Source organism: Paenibacillus sp. P32E (assembly GCF_001909085.1).
Classification (GTDB): Bacteria; Bacillota; Bacilli; order Paenibacillales; family Paenibacillaceae; genus Paenibacillus_AQ; species Paenibacillus_AQ helianthi.
In genome coordinates this window covers 1-18,623 of record NZ_LVYY01000068.1, presented here as the reverse complement: position 1 = coordinate 18,623, position 18,623 = coordinate 1, and the positions used below count along the sequence as shown (strand labels likewise).

Here is an 18,623-nt window from a genome sequence, read left to right as displayed (position 1 = left end):
TGGCGCTTGTTTCGACCATACCTAAGACCCACCGGGGAAGTAAAGTCCCTTCAAGTGTCATTTGTAACATAAACAAGCCCACAGGAAAAATATCTACATATCATCCCGACTGGAGAGTAACGTACCCTGCTCCTATGATCGGTATGATGTAAATACAGGCTCCCGTGAGCTTTTCTACAAAAAACTTGCCTCTACTTGTAATACGAAGGATGCTACAAAAAGACTACATATTTCGTTTCTCGTACTCAAAGGGCTCTTCACACGAATAAACCTCATGGAAAAAACCGAAATACAGGATATCGTCTTCCAAGCACTTTATATAATAGGACAGCTCCTCATCACACTCCGGCTCTTCGCCGTTGTTCCGCATAACCTCGAATGCATCTATAATACCCTCCATGAGGTTTGCTTGAATAAGCAAGGGCAAACTATTCAACGTCGAATGATCAAGCCTGGTTTCGGATCTGTACCCCGCGAGGACTCTTTCAAAATAATCCTCCATAAATTTTTTGCGTTTACCGGTGTCTGGTTCAGATTGTATCCAGCCCATTCCGTTACCCCAGATACTGGCCAAGTCAAACATATACCAACCGAAACAAGAATTATCGAAATCATAAACGGTTATTTGCCCGGTATCAAAATCTATAAAATAATTCCCATCGTTGTAATCAAAATGAATCATACCGAACGACTCATGGTTCCAGTCCAACCCTTCCAAGGTTTTAAGGAGCCCTAACAACTTCTCCTTAAGCAAAGATAACGAGTTGGGAATCAGTTTATCGATATATTCGGTATTATATTTATCAAAAAAACTGTACCGGGGATGGACTGGAGCGTACCCTTTTGACAATTCGTGCAGCTTCCCCAGAACTTTACCGCAGTTATAATAGTATTCAGAAAGAGGAACGCCTTCTCGATACCGATAATGGTTTTCCACAAGCATTTTTCCTTTAGCCTTTTCAAACAGGCAGACAAAAAAGGTGTGATGATTATGAGTTATCTCTTCCAGCAGATTCCCCTTCTGGGAACTGACTACATTCGAGACACTGCCGCCATGCTCGAATAAATACCTGACATACTCAAGTTCACCTAGAAAATCTTCCCGGCTTCTGTCATTTATGAAGGAGATTCTGAGTATTTTTGCATCAGTGCCTTCCTTCACACAGGTATAAACGACATTACGCCCTCTCTTATGTTCCTTAACCGGCTTCATTTCGTAGCCTTCCAATCCGTACAACTCTGATACAAATGGAAGTAAATATGCATCACTGATTTCAACAACCTCGTTATAATTTATAATATCTCCTCCAGTAAAAAACTCTTTAACATATTTTACCTGCCGCACCATGAGAATTCTAGGTAAACTTTCAGTATAATTAAATTGACCTAAAGCCAAGCTTCTTTTTGTGCTCTCGATTACTTCATCTGCCCTTTGATGATTTTCACCATGCTCCTACCCGTTGCTATAATGGCTTCTTCAGCCGGACGCGGGGTCCAGCCAAGTAATTGTTTGGCTTTTTGATTACTAGTGGACATATCCTCTCCCAAGAGTTTTGCAATCATTCTCAATTTAGGGTTAAACACCGCCACAATACGTACCGCAATATTTGGAAGCTCGCTGTTGGGTATGTTTCTCGCATCTTCCCCTAAATGCTTCTTCAGGATCTTTGCAATATCGAGCATCGACAGATTCTCCGCACTGGAAGCTATAAAACGCTCCCCGCTTGCTTCGGGGCGAACCATAGCCAATATATGCAACTCCGCAACATCCCGGACATCCACATAATCCGAATAAATTTTAGGGACGAACCTTTGCTTGCCTTCTATCATTTGGCGAATGGTCACATTGGAATGAGAATAATCATTGCCTAGAATGGGCCCCATCACACCAACGGGATTTACCGTTGCCAGTTCTAATCCATTTCCTTCTTGACGGATAAAATCCCAAGCCGCCCTTTCTGCAAGTGTCTTCGATTTTTGATAGGGATGAATGTTTGCGTCTGTATTGGACCAATCTTTTTCGGTATAAGGCCCTTTATGATGCTTATGTCCCACACCAATCGCCCCGAAGGCAGAAGTTAGCACTACACGTTTAACCCCTGCATCACGTGACGCCCGCAACACTCGCAGAACACCTTCACGTGCGGGCCCAATCATTTCATTTTCATTTTTATAAACTTTATTGGGTGTCGGAGAAGCCACGTGGATGACATATTCCGCGCCTTTCACTGCCTCAGCCCAGTTCATATCGGAGGATAAATCCGCTTGAATGAATGACAAACCTGCAAAATTAGTCACCCCGCCTGACCTTAGCATGGCTTTTACTTCATCTTTTCTGCCCATGGTACGAAGTGTTGTCCGCACACGATATTCTTGCATTAGTAATTTCAAAATGATATGAACAGCTATAAATCCCGAACCTCCGGTCACAAGCACCAAGGGATTGTTATTTTGTGGCATCTCGAGCGCTCCTCTCCATTGACGTTACAACTGTAACGGATGTACACTATTTTAGGACCGAACAGGATCTAAAACAAGTGGACAACAAACATCTGAGACAGAATGGAGGAAGTGTTATGGCAGCAACGGAGCACGCCCAAAATATAAAAAGAGACACAAAAGAATGGATTACTATTGCATTGCTGGAGCTTTTACAGACAAAGCCATTATCCAAATTAACCATTTCAGAAGTCGTCAAGAAAGCCGGCGTTAGCCGAATGGCGTTTTATAGGAATTACGAAAGTCTTGAACAAGTATTAGAAGAGTACTATGAACCTAAATATGCAGATATCTTTAATAAAATTGCCTTTCAGACCAGCCATGAGCAGAAAGTAACAGATTTGACTAATTTTTTCCATGCCCTATCCAATGATTTTCATACAGCCATTGATAATGATTACAAAGAGCTGCTGTATCAAATCTTTAAGCACCATATTGCCCAGTTCTATGATGAGATCATTCCCTTCCCGGACTGGACAGGTGCGAAACGGAGCTATTGGATTGACTTCATGAGTGCCGGTGTGTTTGAAATTTGGGTGATGTGGATCAAAAATGGTCAAAAGGAAACCTTAGAAGAAATCTCATCCCTCATTCGGCTTTTTCATAAATAAAAAGAGTGTGTATCCGCCCGCTTGTGCCGAAAGAACGGCTTGCCCTTTGACCAATTGATGAACGGCTGCTCTATGACATAATATGATATCGTGGCCGCCGCATACGAGATTGCGACGACGGATATACTGATGCCGAGCCATCGCCAGACGTCCCTAATCCCGGAATAGTGGTAATCCTGGATGCCGTACTTTTCGATTAACGTAATGAACAAATAGTGCCAAATATACAGACCGAACGAAATTTTTGCGGTAAACCGGAAAAAGCGGTTATCAAGCAAGCGGCCTACGATCACGCTGAACGGTGCCGACAGCAGCACGACTCCGAACAAAATGGCATAAGCCGGGAAGTAGTATGGCTGCTGCTGGAGGCTGAAGTCAAATTCGCCCTGGTGGCGCATACGCCAGATCAGCAAACCGGCAAGCCCCACAGCGGCTGCTCCAACGGCGTCGAACACCCCGAGCTTGCGGAGCCGTTCTACTGCAGTGCCGCGCTGCATGATCGCGGTCGTTACGCCTGCGGCCAGGATGCCGATCGAGAAGTGGCCGAAGAATCCGACGGGATTGTAATTCGGCATCCAGAATTTCGCACCGCCAATTAGGCCATAATCCCAGCCCCGGTCCTGCTCGCTTGGCGTAAACCACTGATGGATGAGAGCGTTTACGGCAAGCACCAATCCAAACGCGATGACCCAGAATAAGATCGCTTTTCCAAACGAACGCCGCTTGCTGAGCACAAACAATACCGCCATTAACAAAGGCATAAGCACGTAGCAAAACACCTCGAAGCTGATCGACCAGAGTGGCCCATTCAAGTCGGACGGGAAAAACGTTGTATAGTGGAAACCCGTCGTGAACGTGAACCCCGTTAGGACTCGCCGCCACATGAACTCCGTAGGAATGTCCAGCCTCCATACAAGCAACAGACAAACCAGGAATGATACATAGAAGCCGGGCATAATTCTTGCAGCACGGCGCAATGCATACGTCCGGATACTCGGATACGGCTCATTCTCTAAGTAAGCGCTCCAAAAGGGGGATGACAGCAAAAATCCGCTTAACAAGAAAAACAAGCTAACCCCGCTGTTCCCTAGCAAGAAAACCGATTGCACATCCTGAAACCAGTGCTTTTGTGCGGGCATCATCAGCCGTTGTGACAAATGATGCAGGATGACGGACAGGCAAGCGATCGCACGAATGCCATCCGCTCCAGTTAATCGGGTACTGCCTAACCGAATCTTTGACATCAGTTCAATTTCCCCTTTTCGCAAATGATTCCCAAACGGATGATCGCCCGCGAAGCCTAGCACACCACATCCGTGTGCCCACTTCTCCATTTCCAATAGCGCCGTACATCGATTTCAGGTACTCCTATCTTTCAAGAAATCACAGGAAAATCCTTCAATGATTGTATTATTCAGTGGGAAAGAATGTTTTATATATTGAACCAGTATGTATTGACTCGATATATAACACTGTGATATATTTTGATCGCGGTATACAAATTCCCCCAAACTACAAGGAGGTCCAATTTTGAACAGTCAGGATGTTATTTTAGGGACGCTTATGAAAGAAGCGTTGACTGGATACCAAATAAAACAGTTATTAGAAAATGTATTCTCTAATTTCTATAGTTCTAGTTATGGAACGATCTATCCCACACTTGCCCGAATGGAAAAGGAGGGGTTGATCACTAAGGAAAATGTGCTCCAGGATGGTAAGCCTAACAAAAATCTTATATATATAACGCCTAAAGGCAGAGAACGTTTTAAAGCCTATTTACTGGCTCCGCTAGTAGCAGACAGCATCAGGAAATCTGACTTTATGATGAGGCTATATTTTGGTGAATTCGTCGGGTATGACAAGGTGATTATTTGGTTGAAGCAAGTCCAAGAGGAATCACACACAAAATTAGATCAATTATTAGAGCAATATTCGCTTCATAAAGATGAAATGCATCCAGCGCAGATCATCTGCATTCAAATTGGGATAGAAGAATATAAGGCTAAACTTACGACCATTGCCGAGGGATTGGTAAGCCTGGAGAAGTTAGTGCAAGAGTAGAACTGAATGTAGTGAATCCAAAACTTTAGGAGGAATTTTTATGAAAACAATTTTTATCACGGGTGCTTCATCGGGCATTGGGAGAGCTACAGTAAAACATTTTGCCGAAAGAGGATGGAACGTTGTAGCCACGATGCGCTCACCTGAACAAGAAACTGAGTTCATTTCACTAGATAATGTGTTAGTGCTAAGGCTTGATGTCGAGAAAAAAGATACGATTCAATCTGCGTTAGCGGAAGCGACTCAGCGGTTTGGTAAAATTGATGTTCTTCTCAATAATGCCGGATATGGAACAATGGGTCTTATTGAAGCAGCTACGGATGAGCAGATTAGAAGACAGTTTGAAGTGAACGTTTTTGGTCTTATCAGTATGACTACAGCCATGCTACCACATTTTAGATCGAATCAAGAAGGTTTGCTGATCAATATCTCTTCTATGGGAGGGAAAGTAACCTTTCCTACGATGTCTCTGTATCATTCATCCAAATTTGCAGTGGAGGGTTTTTCTGAGTCCGTATCTTATGAATTAGCATCACAAAACATCAAAGTAAAATTGATTGAACCAGGTGCTATTAATACGGACTTTGGTGGAAGATCAATGGAATTCTTTTTTGATGATGCTCTAACAGACTATATGCCATTTACTACTGCGTTTCGGGGTAAATTGGCTGAGATGGAAAAACACCCGGCATACGCTTCGCCTCCAGAAATTGTTGCCGAAACCATATACCAAGCGGCCACAGACGGTACAAGTCAATTCCGATATGTAGTTGGAGAAGATGCCAAGATGCTCATTCATATGAAAGAAAATACGGATGAAACAGAGTATTTAACTAATATCGCTCATCATTTTTCTTGAAAAAGGGGGGAATTTGAAATGATCGTTCTGCAATAAATTACACGACCTCAGGCAAGATGCAGCAGATCGCCCAAAACCCCGAAGTCGCTGTTTGTATCATCGTCGAAAACATGCCTGCTGCGCATTCGCCTGATAAAGATAACAACCTATAAATCCTGTTTTTTTAGTACCCATAAAATACTGACCACGGAAACAACGCTAATAGCCGCCATACAAGAATATGAAACACTCATGGGAAATGCATATTCAATCTTAATGGATGTAACCTGGACGACCCTCAGAATTGTAACGATAGGTAAGATAGAGGATAGCATAGATGACCAGACTCCAACAAAAGATAACACTGTGTATATCATCGTTGCACAAATAGCGATAAGATAACCTTTACGGCAAATTACCGCGACCGATAGAACGGGTAAAAGGCTAAAGAACATAAGTAAGCCAGACTTTAAATAGGTTATCAATCCATCCCAGAATGGAGCCGTTTCAAAAGGGATTCCAATAAATAAGCCAAGAAAGTTAAGCATATAGGATAGAGAGGCCATCGCTAAAATAATTAGAAGTAGTGTAGCTAATTTTGCTAGGGCTAATCGTACACGACCAACAGGGATGATAAACAGGTTCCGGTATGTATTCTCTATGGATTCCCTTGTGAAGATATAAGCGCCAATAAGTCCAAATATGCATGGCCACAACAGTAATATTGCCAACCATAAATTTTGAGCGGAGTAGGAGACCCATGTGGTTTGAGTAGATGCCTCTAGATTTACAACAAAACCGATTAACGGAAGAAGACAACAAGCAGCAAGGCAAACCCAGATTATACTGGAGCCTTTGAGTTTCATAAACTCAGCTCGAATGAATCTAAACAATATTAGTTCACCCCCCTGTTATTTTCATAAAGTATTCTTCCAAATTCCCTTTGTTCATGCTGATTTCGCTAACACCAATATGGGCATCATGAAAATACCTGTTTACGTCCTCCATGTTTCTTTCTATTTCATAAATTTTTAGAATATAGTCGCTTTCAACATCGAAATCGGTAATCCCTAACTGCTTCTCTAAAATGGGTACGGCTAAGGCTGTGTTGGATACTACCATTTTTATAAAATGGCGATTACGCCGTCTTATTTCATTCATGGGGACTTCTTCAACTAGGCAGCCTTGATGAATAATTCCTATGGTATCGGCAAGCTGTTCCACCTCACTTAGAATATGACTAGAAATGAGTATGGACGTTCCTGCTTCTTTACTTAGCCTGAGAATGAGTGAACGCATTTGCTGAATACCTGCTGGGTCAAGGCTATTCGTTGGTTCGTCCAAAATAATAAATTCAGGATCATGCATTAAGGCCAATGCAATTCCAAGGCGTTGCTTCATGCCCAAAGAGAATTTTCCTGATTTCTTGTTTGTATCTTTCTCCAATCCTACTAATTCCAATGTGTTGTTCACTGCGTTTTTGTTATGGATACCCCGCAAAGAAGCAATCAAGTTCAAATTTTCTATAGCCGTTAAGTTTTCATAAAAGGCCGGGGCTTCAATAAGTGCCCCGATCCTTCTATATCCTCCTGCATTGGACGTAGTCAGTTTTTCACCGAAAACGGTAATCTCCCCACGGGTTTGTTTTACCAAACCCATCACCATCTTTAAAGTTGTCGTCTTTCCGGCACCATTACGGCCAAGTAAAGCATAAATCTCCCCTTGCCGCACATGCATATTGAGATTATTTACTACAAGCTGGTCATTATATTTTTTGGTCAATCCATTGGTTTCTAACACCATCATAAAGTAGTAATCACTCCTCTCCCGCAGGGTCGTAGGGTTTCCTGCGACTCAATTACGCCATCTTTTAAATGAATAACAGAGTCGCCATATAGCGTAGATGCTTCTGAATGGGTAACCTGAATAATCGTTTTTCCGAACTCCCTATTAATACTCTGAAACAGCTCCATAATAGTAGCACCATTGTGGGAATCCAGATTACCTATAGGTTCATCAGCAAGAATAATCTCCGGTTGAAACAGCAAGGCTCTTGCGACGGCAATTCTTTGTTGCTGCCCACCTGATAATTCTCTGGGCGTTGCTGTTCTCTTATGAGACAGTTTTATCAAATCAAGAATTCCCTTTAATTCTATACGATAATCCTTTACACTCCTACCATCTAATATAATGGGCAGGAGGATATTATCCTCAACCGACAGATTAGGCACCAAGTTATGAAATTGAAATACAAAGCCTACGTCCCTGCGTTTCATCTTTGCTTTTTCATCTTCCTTTAATGTACCTATGTCTTTTCCATTGATTATAATCTGTCCAGAAGTTGGGTCATCCAGGCCGCCAAGCAAATATAGCAATGTAGATTTCCCACAGCCTGAAGGTCCCATGATGGAGAGAAAACTACCCTTTTCTACCGAAAAGCTCAGATCATTTAATACTTGTACCTCTTCCTTGCCCATATAGAATGATTTATTTAAATTTATGATTTCGATGCTGTTGTTCATCACACTCACCTATCCTTCTATTCGTATTTCATTTCATTAATTATTGAAAATCTCTTGCCATTTAAGAGGACTGGAAGTGTGGAAAGGACAATTAAAACTAGCAAGAATCCTAATACTAACGGAACATATATTAGATTTAGCCTGATATCATATAGCATTCCGATGAGGCTCAGTAAGTCTTTTGTCAGAAATATCATCGCATAGGAACAAGGGATAAGCAGGAGCATCACCCAAAGCACCACAAAAATAGACTGGAACAGCAATAACCTATTCTTCTGTTGTCTGCTTAACCCGATTGCGTGCAACAGAGCGATGTTCTTCTTTGAGTTTAAATAACTGATTTTGGTGTTGTTTAATACACCGAACGACGCAATGACCAAGGCCATCAATGAGAACAGGCTAAATGCCGCAATGGTCTTTTCGTTTTCAGCAATATTGGCTCTTTCTAGTTCCTCATACGTCACTACCTTTACGTTATAATTTCCCAGTTGTTTCCGCAGGCTATCTCTTAATTTCACATCGTTTCCCGTTGCCTTAGCATTAATCATATTCGTACCAACATAATTAAATTGTTGCTGTAACACATCATTATCTACTAATACAACATAGCCCCCGTACAGCATCTTCATATCTACAAGTCCTGTAACATACAATTCCTTTTCAGTTTGATTAACCGTTAGTGGCAGCTTATCTCCAGCTTGTATACCGAGGGCTTTAGCCATACTTTTGGAGACAATGACCGAAGGTACCTTGGCATTCTTGAATGCCTCATATATGTTTAGGTTCTTAGGCTTTGTCCAGTCAATATACCCGTCATAGCTTAAATACTTATCTTTATCTATTCCCGCAATCTGAAAAGCTGTTCCGTTACGCTGGCCTCCAAATACTTTTAGCTTCTGAAGCGTATCTTGTTCTATATCACTGCGGTTCAGCTCATTTTTCATTAGAGTGTCCGTAATATTGCCAGCTTCTGACGGAACCGTAATCTGTATCTGAAAGTTATTTCTGTTAAAACCATCTGTCATAACTGTTCGAATACTATCACCAACGGATGTGATCGTAATTACCGATAATGCTGCGATCAGCATTAAGGTAATGTTGCCTAACAGTTCTTTCGAAGTCCGGATATTATTAAGGGCTAGAGCCAATACAGGTACTTTGTCCTTGAGTATCCCATATAGCTTAGCTGTTACCACATGAATCAGATTCGGGAGAACTAATAAAATCCCCGCAATGAGCAGAATACACTGAATGCTTACGATCCCGTCTATTTGCACAAGAAACAATAAGAGAGAAATGACAAGAAAGCCACTGCCTAATAGCTTTCTTGTATTATTGCCTGCTCTGTTCTCTACAGCTGCTCCCAATATGACATCCTTGATGGATAGTTTATTGATTTGCAGAATGGGGAGGAGCGATGAAATCACAGACAACAAGATTCCAAACAGAACTGCCAATACAAAGTAATAGATGGGGATTGTGGGCCATTTGAATATCCCATACTCTCTATGCGGGGACAGAAAGTAAGCTGCTCCATAGGTGATTCCACTACCAGCTAAAAATGATAGAACACCGCCAATTGCGCCAAAAAGGATGCTTTCCAATAGTAGAACGTTAATAATGTTAGGTTTCGTAGCTCCTTGACTAAAAAAAGTGCCAATCACAGGCATTCTTTCTGCAATAATGAGTCTGAAAGAACTGGAGATAATCACCGCACTGAGCAACATTACGACGGCTAACAGGGCAAAACAGATGATTCTTCCTTCTTTAATTGCATTCAGCATTCCTTGTTGATCCGTAAAACTTGTTCTTGCAACATAGTTTTCATTGGCACTATTAAACTCATCAATGGACGCTTGAGTAGATGGTCCTGTTCCTGTAGCGATAATGTTGTTGTACATTCCCGGCATATTCGATTGCCCAGCCAGAAAATCGTACGGAACAATCATTTGGAACGCTTCGTTGGTATCTCCAAAAAAGATACCCTCATTCAGGAACAGTCCCGCTACTTGAACGGTTATGTCCTGATGATTCACATTAAGCTGTAAGGTATCATTCACTTTCAAATGAAGCTCTTGGCCCACTTTCTGTGAAATAATGCATGTTGCACCTTGAAAATGGTCCAGTACGCTTTTTTCATTAGCGTCTTTGGTGATGATATCTTGTGTGTTCCTGCCGAGGACTGTCACAATGCTGTTATCCAAATCATGGCGGTGAGTCCCCTTAAACTCTAATTGGGGAACGATATCTTGTACCCCTTTCATATTCACCTCATCTAATTTAATTCCAACGGTTGGGTCTTTGCTTTTAATTGAAATCTCTTTGTTCTCCATCACCTGAGTATAGGACTCGATGTAGTTATTCATCATAACGTCTGTGACTCCCAAGCTTGCAATGAACAAAGTAGCACTCATCAGGATAGCAAATAGAAGCATGATAAACTTCCCCTTCTTCTCCATCGCTGATGTCATAACAAATTTCAGAAATAATCCCACAGCATTCCACTCCTAACATTTGTGCTTCATGATTTCATTGTAAGGAGTAAATTCTATACGCCACTGATATAATTCTGATTTTTTTCTGATAGTCATACAAAAAGGAGGAAATGCTCTTGGCATTCCCTCCTCTTATCTTGCTAATGGCAATTGCAGCTTAAACACCGTTTGTGAAGATGGCAGGCTACTTACATTAATGTTACCACCCATCTTCTTCATAAGTTCGTAAGCAATCGCAAGACCAAGCCCACCATGTTCTGTTCTAGCCGCATCACCTTGATACAATCGATCAAAAATGAACTCCATATCTTGTGCAGCTATACCGTTTCCATGATCGATGACTTCTACAAAAACATGCTTATTCTCTACATAGACGTGGATTCCTAAATAACAACCTGATTTCCCATGAATAAGTACATTCCGAATTAAGTTTTGTATCACACGAATAAAAGCGGATGGATCTACCCTAACAGGGTATTCCTCATGAGGAATTTGCGTTTCCACATCGAAATGGCTTTTTTCAAGCAGGGGGACGAAATCGATAACAACACCGCGAACCAGTTCACAAATATCTAGTTTTTTCTCTTTCAGTTGAATTTCATTGGCATCAAGCCGCACGAGCTCAAACAACTGGTCAACGCGGCGTTTTAAGTCGTATGATTTTTGCAGCGCTGTTTGCAGATAGAGCTCCCGCTCATTACCATGAACCAGTTTCCCAGTAACGGCTTCCAAATAACCAATAACAGAAGCCAAAGGAGTGCGAACATCATGTGAAAGGTTTGCCAGCAATTGTTTTCTCGCCTGTTGTTCCCGGTTCACTAGAATACGTTCCTTTTGATAGGATTCCATGAGTTGATTAATTTGCAAGGATAAGTTCGCCGTTTCTTTTCCGGGCATGGTAAATAAATGTAATTTATTATTGCCCTCCAATACTTTTTCCAGTATAGATTCCATTTCTTTAATACGTTTACGAGTTTGCCATTGGCGAACTATTAATCCCACTGAAACAAGCAATACAACAATGAAAAAGATAAGTAATAAATTATTCGTCATAAGCTGCCTCGTAGTGGAAGCGGTATCCCACGCCCCAAACCGTTTGAATATACTGAGGATTGTCCGGATTATCTTCGACTTTCTTACGTGTACGGCGGATTAGCGCCATGATATTGTTATCGTCATATACATATTCCTCATTCCATACATTCTGATAAATTTGTCTTTTACTAAATACTTGTTCAGGATGGCTGGCCAAAAAGTTCAGCAGTTCGAACTCTTTTGCAGTTAATAATATTTCCGTTTCATTCTTAGAAACTAGATGTCTTTCACGATCTATTGTTAACTTCCCAAAAGTAAGAACGTGGTTACTTTCCTTATCGTCTACTCGACCCCCGAATACTGTAAACCTTCGAATTAAACTGTTCACACGGGCATTCAATTCAGAAAGACTGAATGGCTTGGTAAGATAATCGTCTGCACCTGCTTTCAGACCTAATACCTTGTCCATTTCTTGATCTTTCGCTGATAGCATAAGAACCGGCATATTACAGGTTCTGCGCAGTTCAGCTAGAACCTCTAAGCCGCCTACTTCCGGTAACATCACATCTAACACAACCAGTTCATAGTGATTATTTCTCACCATGTTTATTCCTGCGAGCCCGGAATGAGCCACGTCTACGGAATAACCCTCACTTTCAAGGCATTTTTTCAATACCGTACATAATTCTATATCATCATCAACGATGATTACTCTTTTCACAATGTTCATTGTGCACCTCAATTTTAGTAATTCATTTAGCTGTAATACAAAGATATTTAATTGCCTCGCCGATCCAGGTTTCCCGCCTCTGATTATTGCCATTAATCATAAAATAAGTGCTACACATACGCTACAGCAAAACGCACAAGCCAATGGCTTGTGCGTTTTGCTTTTTACGACTTCATTGGCCCTATAGGGCTTTGCCTCATAATAATTCTTAAACAACTGGACTAAATTAACTTCAAGCGATTCTGCTATCTTATATAAATTCAACAAAGAAACATTCTTCTCACATTCTACCTCTAAACCGTTTAATCGCATCCTCGGTCACCGGCTCGAAGAGGTTAATAAGGTTGCCATCGGGATCGCGGAACAGCATAGAACGGTTCCCCCACGGCATCGTGGTCGGTTCCTTGACCCAATTATCGACAAATGGCTTCAAGCGTACATATTCGGCCTCGACATCGTCGACACGGAACTCAATAATGACAGTACGATTATTAGCCCCCACTACGGAACCGGCGCCGAATAACTGCGCCGTTTGGGAGTGGCCGATGGCAAGGGTGCATGTTGGTACAACGAGTTCGGCAAATACAGGCGCAGGTCGCTCCGCCGAGACCCCCATAACGTGCTCATAGAACTCGACGAGACGATCCACGTCGTCCGTAATGATGCGTACAGAAGCGAAGTTCACCAGATATCATCCTTCCTAATTATTAATTATCTATCTCTCTTACATTTACATGTCCAATTATAAAAAAACGCTACTGACAACGTTATGTCAGTAGCGTTTTAGAATTTTCAGGGCTTCCTCACGAATCGAATGGTTCGGGTTCCAACACTATGGCGGATCTTATCGGGATTTTCAACTGAATCCTGAAACGCTTGTCTAACCTCCGTAATAGTCCTGCCTTGGAATGAGATTACATCCCTAAAGTGCAGCACTTCAGACCATGAACGAGCGGATGTGCGCGATCATGGCGTCCAATCCCGCTTCGAGCGGGCTCGTCTCCCTGCGGACCTGTGTAAGAAGAAGTCCGCCCTGAAGGGCGGCCAGCAGCGCAAGCGCGAGGCTGTCCGGATCACCGTCAGCTCTCATCTCACCGCGCTCATGCATTGCGCGAAGTCCTCGTCTAATGGAGTGCTCCCACTGCACAAATGCGGACGCGAGTTCGGTACGAGCCGCCGGTTCCGTATCGGCCAGCTCGCTGACAAGCGAGCCGATGGCACACCCCCCCTGACATTTCCGTTCAATCTGAACTTGTACGATCGCATCCCGCCAAGTTTGCAGCGCCTCCATACTGTCCAGATGGCTCAGTAAGGGCTCCTGGGCATTCAGTACACACTCCGTCTGATACACAATGACCGCCAGAACGAGCTCTCGCTTTTCCTTGAAATAATGATATAGCTGAGAGGCGCTTACCTTCGCCTCCCGTTGAACGTCTTCCACACTTGTACCCGCAACACCCCGCTCAAACATCAGTTTGGCCGCAGCGGCTACAATACGTGAGCGGGTCTCTTTTCCCTTTTTTGTCAGCCGATGCTCTTGCTTTTTGATTTCAGTTAAGTTTTCCATACTTGTAGTATACCAAAAATGGAGTTGACAATCCAGAATCGCAACGTTATGATGAGTTCGTAAATAGTGGAGTGAACACTCCAAAATTAAGCAGCGAGATTTTCTAACGATCCGTTTGGTGGCAACAGCGGAGGGGTCACACGCGTACCCATCCCGAACACGACCGTTAAGCCCTCCATCGCCAATGGTACTTGGACCGCAAGGTCCTGGGAGATTAGGACGTTGCCATGCGGGTCCTATAGGACTGCTCTTTGTTCCTTGAAAACCGAATTGCGAAACAGTTCCGATAATATAATCCAAAAGGAGATGTATGTGCATGCCTCTGACTCTTACTCTTACAGAAGGTGTTTTACCCCAAGGAACCGAGAAACTAGCGTTCTCACGTCTAAGTGACCTGATGTTAAAATGGCACGGGCTTAGCGGTAACAAGATCATGACACCAAACATTGTCGGCTCCATTCATATCATTTCGCAAGAGCACACATTCTCTGGCTCGAAAGAAGCGCCTGTCGCTTTTATTGAATGGAAAACCCCAGCGACAGCATTTAATACCCGAGAAATTCAACAGGGGTATTTCATGGAAGCGACCGACATCATTCATGAAATGTCAGGTGGAAATTTACCAAAAGAGCAAATCTGGATCAACGTTATTCATGCAGTCGATGGAGCCTGGGGCATTGGTGGTCAAGCATTGACTAACGAACAATTAGGCGGAGCGCTTTCGCAAGGCTAGGGAATCATTTCATTAAGGACCTTCCCCATGAAGTAGTTTTGGTACGTTTCGCATTCGGTTTTTAGGGGCCCATATTCAGTACTTCTTCCTCATACGATTGAAACGCGTTTTCTATTCCCATCACAACATCTTTGATTCTCATATACCCTTTGGTGTACGGGAGCGAGTCTCTGATTTCTTCCCACATATAGTGGTACTGCTTTAAGTCTACCGTTTCGCACAGGACAAAATCCGTATAATCTTTTCCAGGCAGCGCTTCTGCGTCAAAGAATCGCACTTTGACGTGCTGACCGTATTTTTGTATAATCTCCTGCAATGAATCGGCATATGTTCTCCGTTCCTCCCGAGGCAATGCAAGCCAGGAAGGATAAAACTCCAACAGCACAGCCATCATGTACCGCATTTCTTTACCACCTTTATTTGCTTATTTTTGTTTTATTTTAGCGATAAAGCGCTGGCTTCGCATTAACATAGGTTAATCTTTTTCCGAATGAAGGATCCGGCTCAGAGAAACAGGGGTAATTCCCAAATAGGACGCAATGTGATACTGAGGAATCCGATGGCCCAATCCAGGGTACTTGACCAAAAACACGTCATATCTTTCCTTCGCGGTTAGGTAAAGCAATTCCCGCTCTCTTTCTTCCTTTCGTATATATAATCTTTCAACACTCTTATACACAAAACGTTCCCATGCACGGCTTTTATCCATTAACTCCTTCAGAACATCAAAAGATATTTCGATAACTGCTGAGTCTTCCATAGCCTCGATTGTAAAGAAAGAAGGCGTCCCCATGACCATGGCACCATAAGAAGTAGCAAAATCATTTTCCACCGTAAAGGCAACATTATATTCCCTGCCGTCTTGAAGCGTATAATACAGGCGAAATAAGCCCATTGTGCAAAAATAAGCATGCTTCACCAATTGTCCCGCCTGAATTAGAGTGACTCCTTTAGGGATTCGTTTTGTTCGTGTACGTTCTACAAACAGGTTCCAGTCCTCATCGGAAAGGTGCGCTGCTTGAGGAAGATCTCTTATAGCACTGTAGTCAATATCCATCAGGAATAACACCCCCCTAGTTTTCTTGTCGCAAGTGACAACATCTATTGAGCGAAATCGAAAGGCACACGATGGGTGCCCTCTTCACGTAAATTATAAGGTATACTTCATACTTATCCTCGTTTCTATATTTATTTTGCAAACAGTGCTGCTTGTTGTCTCATCTGTTGTTTTGAACAAGCATACTGTTAAAGAGCCAGCGAAAGTTCCATCTGAAATACTGGGGAAGATGCCAATCCTCATAGCCTTTTAATACCCCTTGTTCCAGCCAGTAAGACTCTGCCTTCCCGCTTTTTACAGCTCCAGAAACATAAGTGATCGTATTCTCCAAAAAGCGTATGACATCCGTGATTCGATCTGAATTAGATACCTCTCCGTGTCCCGGAATGACAGTATCGACCTTGAGGTCTTTTTGAATGCGTTTAAGGATGCGTATCCAAGCGTATGGATTACCGTATGGTATGACCGGGATGGTCTTAGTCGATATTAAATCACCCGCGATCAAAGTTTGCTCTTCTGGAACGTACACAACAGCATCACTTAAAGAATGGCCACCTCCGTAAGATAGAACTTCGATGGTTCGCTTTGTTCCTTGAATAACGAGTTTATCGTCAAAAGTTATCGTGGGTATCACCCTCCTAAGGGAAGGGATGGCATCATAAAGGGCGCGCTGTACGGAAAGATCATAATCGATTTCAGTTAGCATGTGGGGATCTCTTTGCGTTGAACGTACATGAGTTAGGCTAGTTATTATCTTTTGAATGTTTTGCTGCATGAGATCAATATTCACTTCACCCATATCAGAAAGCAAATCTCTTGTCCAAACGGTAGATATAAATTCGCTTTTCATAAATTCCTGATTGCCGTTGACATGATCTCCATGAAAATGTGTATTCACTACATATTTAACCGGTTTGTTTGTTAATTGTTCAGCAGTATGGCGTAACAAAGCACCAGAATACGGCAGGTTGGTTGTATCCACTACAACGGTTAAATCCCCAAGATCAATAATTGCTGCATTCCCCAGAGAACCGCTGCCTGGAACCGAAATAACACCCCATATACCTTCCGATGCTTGTTGAATCGTGAAATATTCGTTGTTCATTGTTGCACCCCTTTAACAATTAGTAAAGTTAACTTACAAGTTAGAGTCAACTGGAAGTCAAGAGAATTTTCAGGGTGAAGTTAGGGGGAATTGTAAACATTCGCTTTGAGTTGACTGAAAGCTGTATAATATTTTTCAATATCAGCATTAAAAAGGAGGGACAGAAATCGGATGCTTACAATCAGTCAAGTGTCAGAAAAAACGGGATTAACTCCTTATACGATACGTTATTATGAAAAAATCGGGGTACTACATGAACCCAAGCGTAGTAATGGAGGGGCACGTGTCTACAAAGAAAGCGAGGTTTCCTACATTCAATGTCTAAATAAACTAAAAAAATTGGGTTTATCGCTTGAGGAGATTACGGAATTTACTCGTGAGGGCTGTGTAATGGATAAAATTCAACAAGGGGAAAATCCTTCTAATTATAATCCCACCTTAAAAAAGCGGATTGAAATCCTTGAGAAGCATCTGATGGAACTGGAATCCAGGCGCCAAGAAATTGAATACATGATTTCTCTCGCCGAAGAGAAACTTACCCTATACCAAGAACTTACGAAAGAAGACATAGTAAATACTAGATAAATTCCATCGCAGAAAAAAATGTAAGCCGTGCATTTCCTGCACGAATAAGTCAGCATGCGATCATAGTTTAATTCTCGCATGCCTTAACAGGCTTATATACGTTTCAAACCAAAAAACTTACCCCTATTTATGATGCGGTTTCGAGAGGACGCCGCCGTGATGTAAGACAGCAAGGCAGATGAGAGCTATGCGTGAACATAGTTGATTGGAAAAGTCGAAGTCTTAGCACTAGCAAAGGGGGTGTCCCATAAGCCATGAAATGGCTACTTGGGACATCCCTTGTTTTTGGAGTCGGACAAACGTTGTGCTCCGTGAGGACGCTCCGCGAACGGACCGTTGTTCCAATCGCTCTTGTGTCCAGATTTTTTTTATTCCCCTTAGCGGTGAAAATCCGGACACAAAGGCGAACGCTATCGCTTTTCCACAATCGTTCCGTCCTCTCCGCTGTTTAAGCGGGAAACATACTACAATATTTATAAAAACGCAAAAAAAGAAACCACTCTTTTGGTAAAATGGAAGTGCGACCAACCATTTCAAAGGAGGGTTTCTTTTGTACATTCAATATACCATGGACCCACTTTGCTTGCCAATGGATTTAGAAGAAGATATCCCACCAAATCACCTCGTTCGTGTCGTGAACGCCGCCGTAAATCGACTCGACGACGCCCTCTTTGACGCGGCCTACCCTGGCGGTGGCCGCGACAGCTACCATCCTAAAATGCTGACCAAAGTCATTATCTATGCCTATACGCAGCGAATCTATTCCTCCCGGCAAATCGCCAAAG

Annotated in this window: 20 protein-coding genes and 1 rRNA gene; 7 read left to right on the top strand and 14 right to left on the bottom strand. The window is 42.6% G+C overall.

All coding sequences use genetic code 11. The features are described 5' to 3' along the window. Positions 1-223 precede the first annotated feature (223 nt). A complete protein-coding gene (locus A3848_RS27630) occupies positions 224-1,348 on the bottom strand; it encodes a phosphotransferase enzyme family protein (RefSeq protein WP_178382097.1) in 1,125 nt (374 codons plus the stop codon). 68 nt (positions 1,349-1,416) lie between these two features. Further along, positions 1,417-2,460 carry an SDR family oxidoreductase gene (locus tag A3848_RS27625; RefSeq protein WP_074088253.1) on the bottom strand — a complete coding sequence of 348 codons (1,044 nt, stop codon included), beginning with the start codon at positions 2,458-2,460 and terminating at the stop codon, positions 1,417-1,419. 116 nt (positions 2,461-2,576) lie between these two features. Between A3848_RS27625 and A3848_RS27620 the strand changes: the two genes are divergently transcribed. Then, on the top strand, positions 2,577-3,110 hold the full coding sequence (locus tag A3848_RS27620) for a TetR/AcrR family transcriptional regulator (protein ID WP_074088252.1): 534 nt from the start codon (positions 2,577-2,579) through the stop codon (positions 3,108-3,110). Here A3848_RS27620 and A3848_RS27615 read toward each other — a convergent pair. Next, the gene (locus tag A3848_RS27615; RefSeq protein ID WP_074088455.1) at positions 3,101-4,354 is read right to left on the bottom strand and encodes an acyltransferase family protein; all 1,254 of its coding nucleotides are present in this window, start codon (positions 4,352-4,354) and stop codon (positions 3,101-3,103) included. The genes A3848_RS27620 and A3848_RS27615 overlap by 10 nt on opposite strands. Positions 4,355-4,640: 286 nt before the next feature. On the opposite strand from A3848_RS27615, the gene A3848_RS27610 reads away from it, so the two are divergent. After that, a complete protein-coding gene (locus tag A3848_RS27610) occupies positions 4,641-5,171 on the top strand; it encodes a PadR family transcriptional regulator (RefSeq protein WP_074088251.1) in 531 nt (176 codons plus the stop codon). 40 nt (positions 5,172-5,211) lie between these two features. Further along, on the top strand, positions 5,212-6,030 hold the full coding sequence (locus A3848_RS27605; RefSeq protein WP_074088250.1) for an SDR family oxidoreductase: 819 nt from the start codon (positions 5,212-5,214) through the stop codon (positions 6,028-6,030). 146 nt (positions 6,031-6,176) lie between these two features. Here A3848_RS27605 and A3848_RS33515 read toward each other — a convergent pair whose 3' ends face one another. The 8 genes from A3848_RS33515 to A3848_RS27565 form a co-directional block, all read right to left on the bottom strand. Continuing rightward, the gene (locus A3848_RS33515) at positions 6,177-6,902 is read right to left on the bottom strand and encodes an ABC transporter permease (RefSeq protein WP_074088249.1); all 726 of its coding nucleotides are present in this window, start codon (positions 6,900-6,902) and stop codon (positions 6,177-6,179) included. Positions 6,903-6,909: 7 nt separating this feature from the next. Further along, the gene (locus tag A3848_RS27595) at positions 6,910-7,815 is read right to left on the bottom strand and encodes an ABC transporter ATP-binding protein (protein ID WP_074088248.1); all 906 of its coding nucleotides are present in this window, start codon (positions 7,813-7,815) and stop codon (positions 6,910-6,912) included. After that, entirely contained in the window at positions 7,812-8,531 is a 720-nt protein-coding gene (locus tag A3848_RS27590) for an ABC transporter ATP-binding protein (protein ID WP_074088247.1), read from the bottom strand. Before A3848_RS27590 ends, A3848_RS27595 begins: the two co-directional genes overlap by 4 nt. A gap of 17 nt (positions 8,532-8,548) precedes the next feature. After that, a complete protein-coding gene (locus A3848_RS27585; RefSeq protein ID WP_074088246.1) occupies positions 8,549-11,026 on the bottom strand; it encodes an ABC transporter permease in 2,478 nt (825 codons plus the stop codon). Positions 11,027-11,158: 132 nt separating this feature from the next. Next, positions 11,159-12,079 carry a sensor histidine kinase gene (locus A3848_RS27580; RefSeq protein WP_074088245.1) on the bottom strand — a complete coding sequence of 307 codons (921 nt, stop codon included), beginning with the start codon at positions 12,077-12,079 and terminating at the stop codon, positions 11,159-11,161. Then, a complete protein-coding gene (locus A3848_RS27575; RefSeq protein WP_074088244.1) occupies positions 12,069-12,791 on the bottom strand; it encodes a response regulator transcription factor in 723 nt (240 codons plus the stop codon). Before A3848_RS27575 ends, A3848_RS27580 begins: the two co-directional genes overlap by 11 nt. Positions 12,792-13,071: 280 nt before the next feature. Next, the gene (locus tag A3848_RS27570; RefSeq protein WP_074088243.1) at positions 13,072-13,476 is read right to left on the bottom strand and encodes a VOC family protein; all 405 of its coding nucleotides are present in this window, start codon (positions 13,474-13,476) and stop codon (positions 13,072-13,074) included. A 252-nt stretch (positions 13,477-13,728) separates the two neighbouring features. Further along, the gene (locus A3848_RS27565; RefSeq protein ID WP_074088242.1) at positions 13,729-14,358 is read right to left on the bottom strand and encodes a TetR/AcrR family transcriptional regulator; all 630 of its coding nucleotides are present in this window, start codon (positions 14,356-14,358) and stop codon (positions 13,729-13,731) included. Between the two features lie 114 nt (positions 14,359-14,472). Between A3848_RS27565 and rrf the strand changes: the two genes are divergently transcribed. Both rrf and A3848_RS27555 read left to right on the top strand, forming a co-directional pair. Next, positions 14,473-14,589 (top strand): 5S ribosomal RNA (gene rrf, locus A3848_RS27560). Positions 14,590-14,674: 85 nt separating this feature from the next. Next, complete coding sequence (locus tag A3848_RS27555; RefSeq protein ID WP_074088241.1) at positions 14,675-15,091, top strand: 4-oxalocrotonate tautomerase; 417 nt, start codon at positions 14,675-14,677, stop codon at positions 15,089-15,091. Positions 15,092-15,152: 61 nt separating this feature from the next. Here A3848_RS27555 and A3848_RS27550 read toward each other — a convergent pair whose 3' ends face one another. From A3848_RS27550 to A3848_RS27540, 3 genes are all read right to left on the bottom strand, one after another. Next, positions 15,153-15,494, bottom strand: coding sequence for a darcynin family protein (locus tag A3848_RS27550; protein ID WP_074088240.1), 342 nt, complete (start codon positions 15,492-15,494; stop codon positions 15,153-15,155). Positions 15,495-15,566: 72 nt separating this feature from the next. After that, the gene (locus tag A3848_RS27545; RefSeq protein WP_074088239.1) at positions 15,567-16,148 is read right to left on the bottom strand and encodes a Crp/Fnr family transcriptional regulator; all 582 of its coding nucleotides are present in this window, start codon (positions 16,146-16,148) and stop codon (positions 15,567-15,569) included. Between the two features lie 160 nt (positions 16,149-16,308). Next, entirely contained in the window at positions 16,309-17,253 is a 945-nt protein-coding gene (locus A3848_RS27540; RefSeq protein ID WP_074088238.1) for an MBL fold metallo-hydrolase, read from the bottom strand. 171 nt (positions 17,254-17,424) lie between these two features. Between A3848_RS27540 and A3848_RS27535 the strand changes: the two genes are divergently transcribed. Further along, complete coding sequence (locus A3848_RS27535) at positions 17,425-17,838, top strand: MerR family transcriptional regulator (protein WP_074088237.1); 414 nt, start codon at positions 17,425-17,427, stop codon at positions 17,836-17,838. A gap of 550 nt (positions 17,839-18,388) precedes the next feature. Further along, a partial coding sequence (locus tag A3848_RS27530; RefSeq protein WP_143192419.1) for a transposase occupies positions 18,389-18,623 on the top strand: 235 nt, incomplete at its 3' end.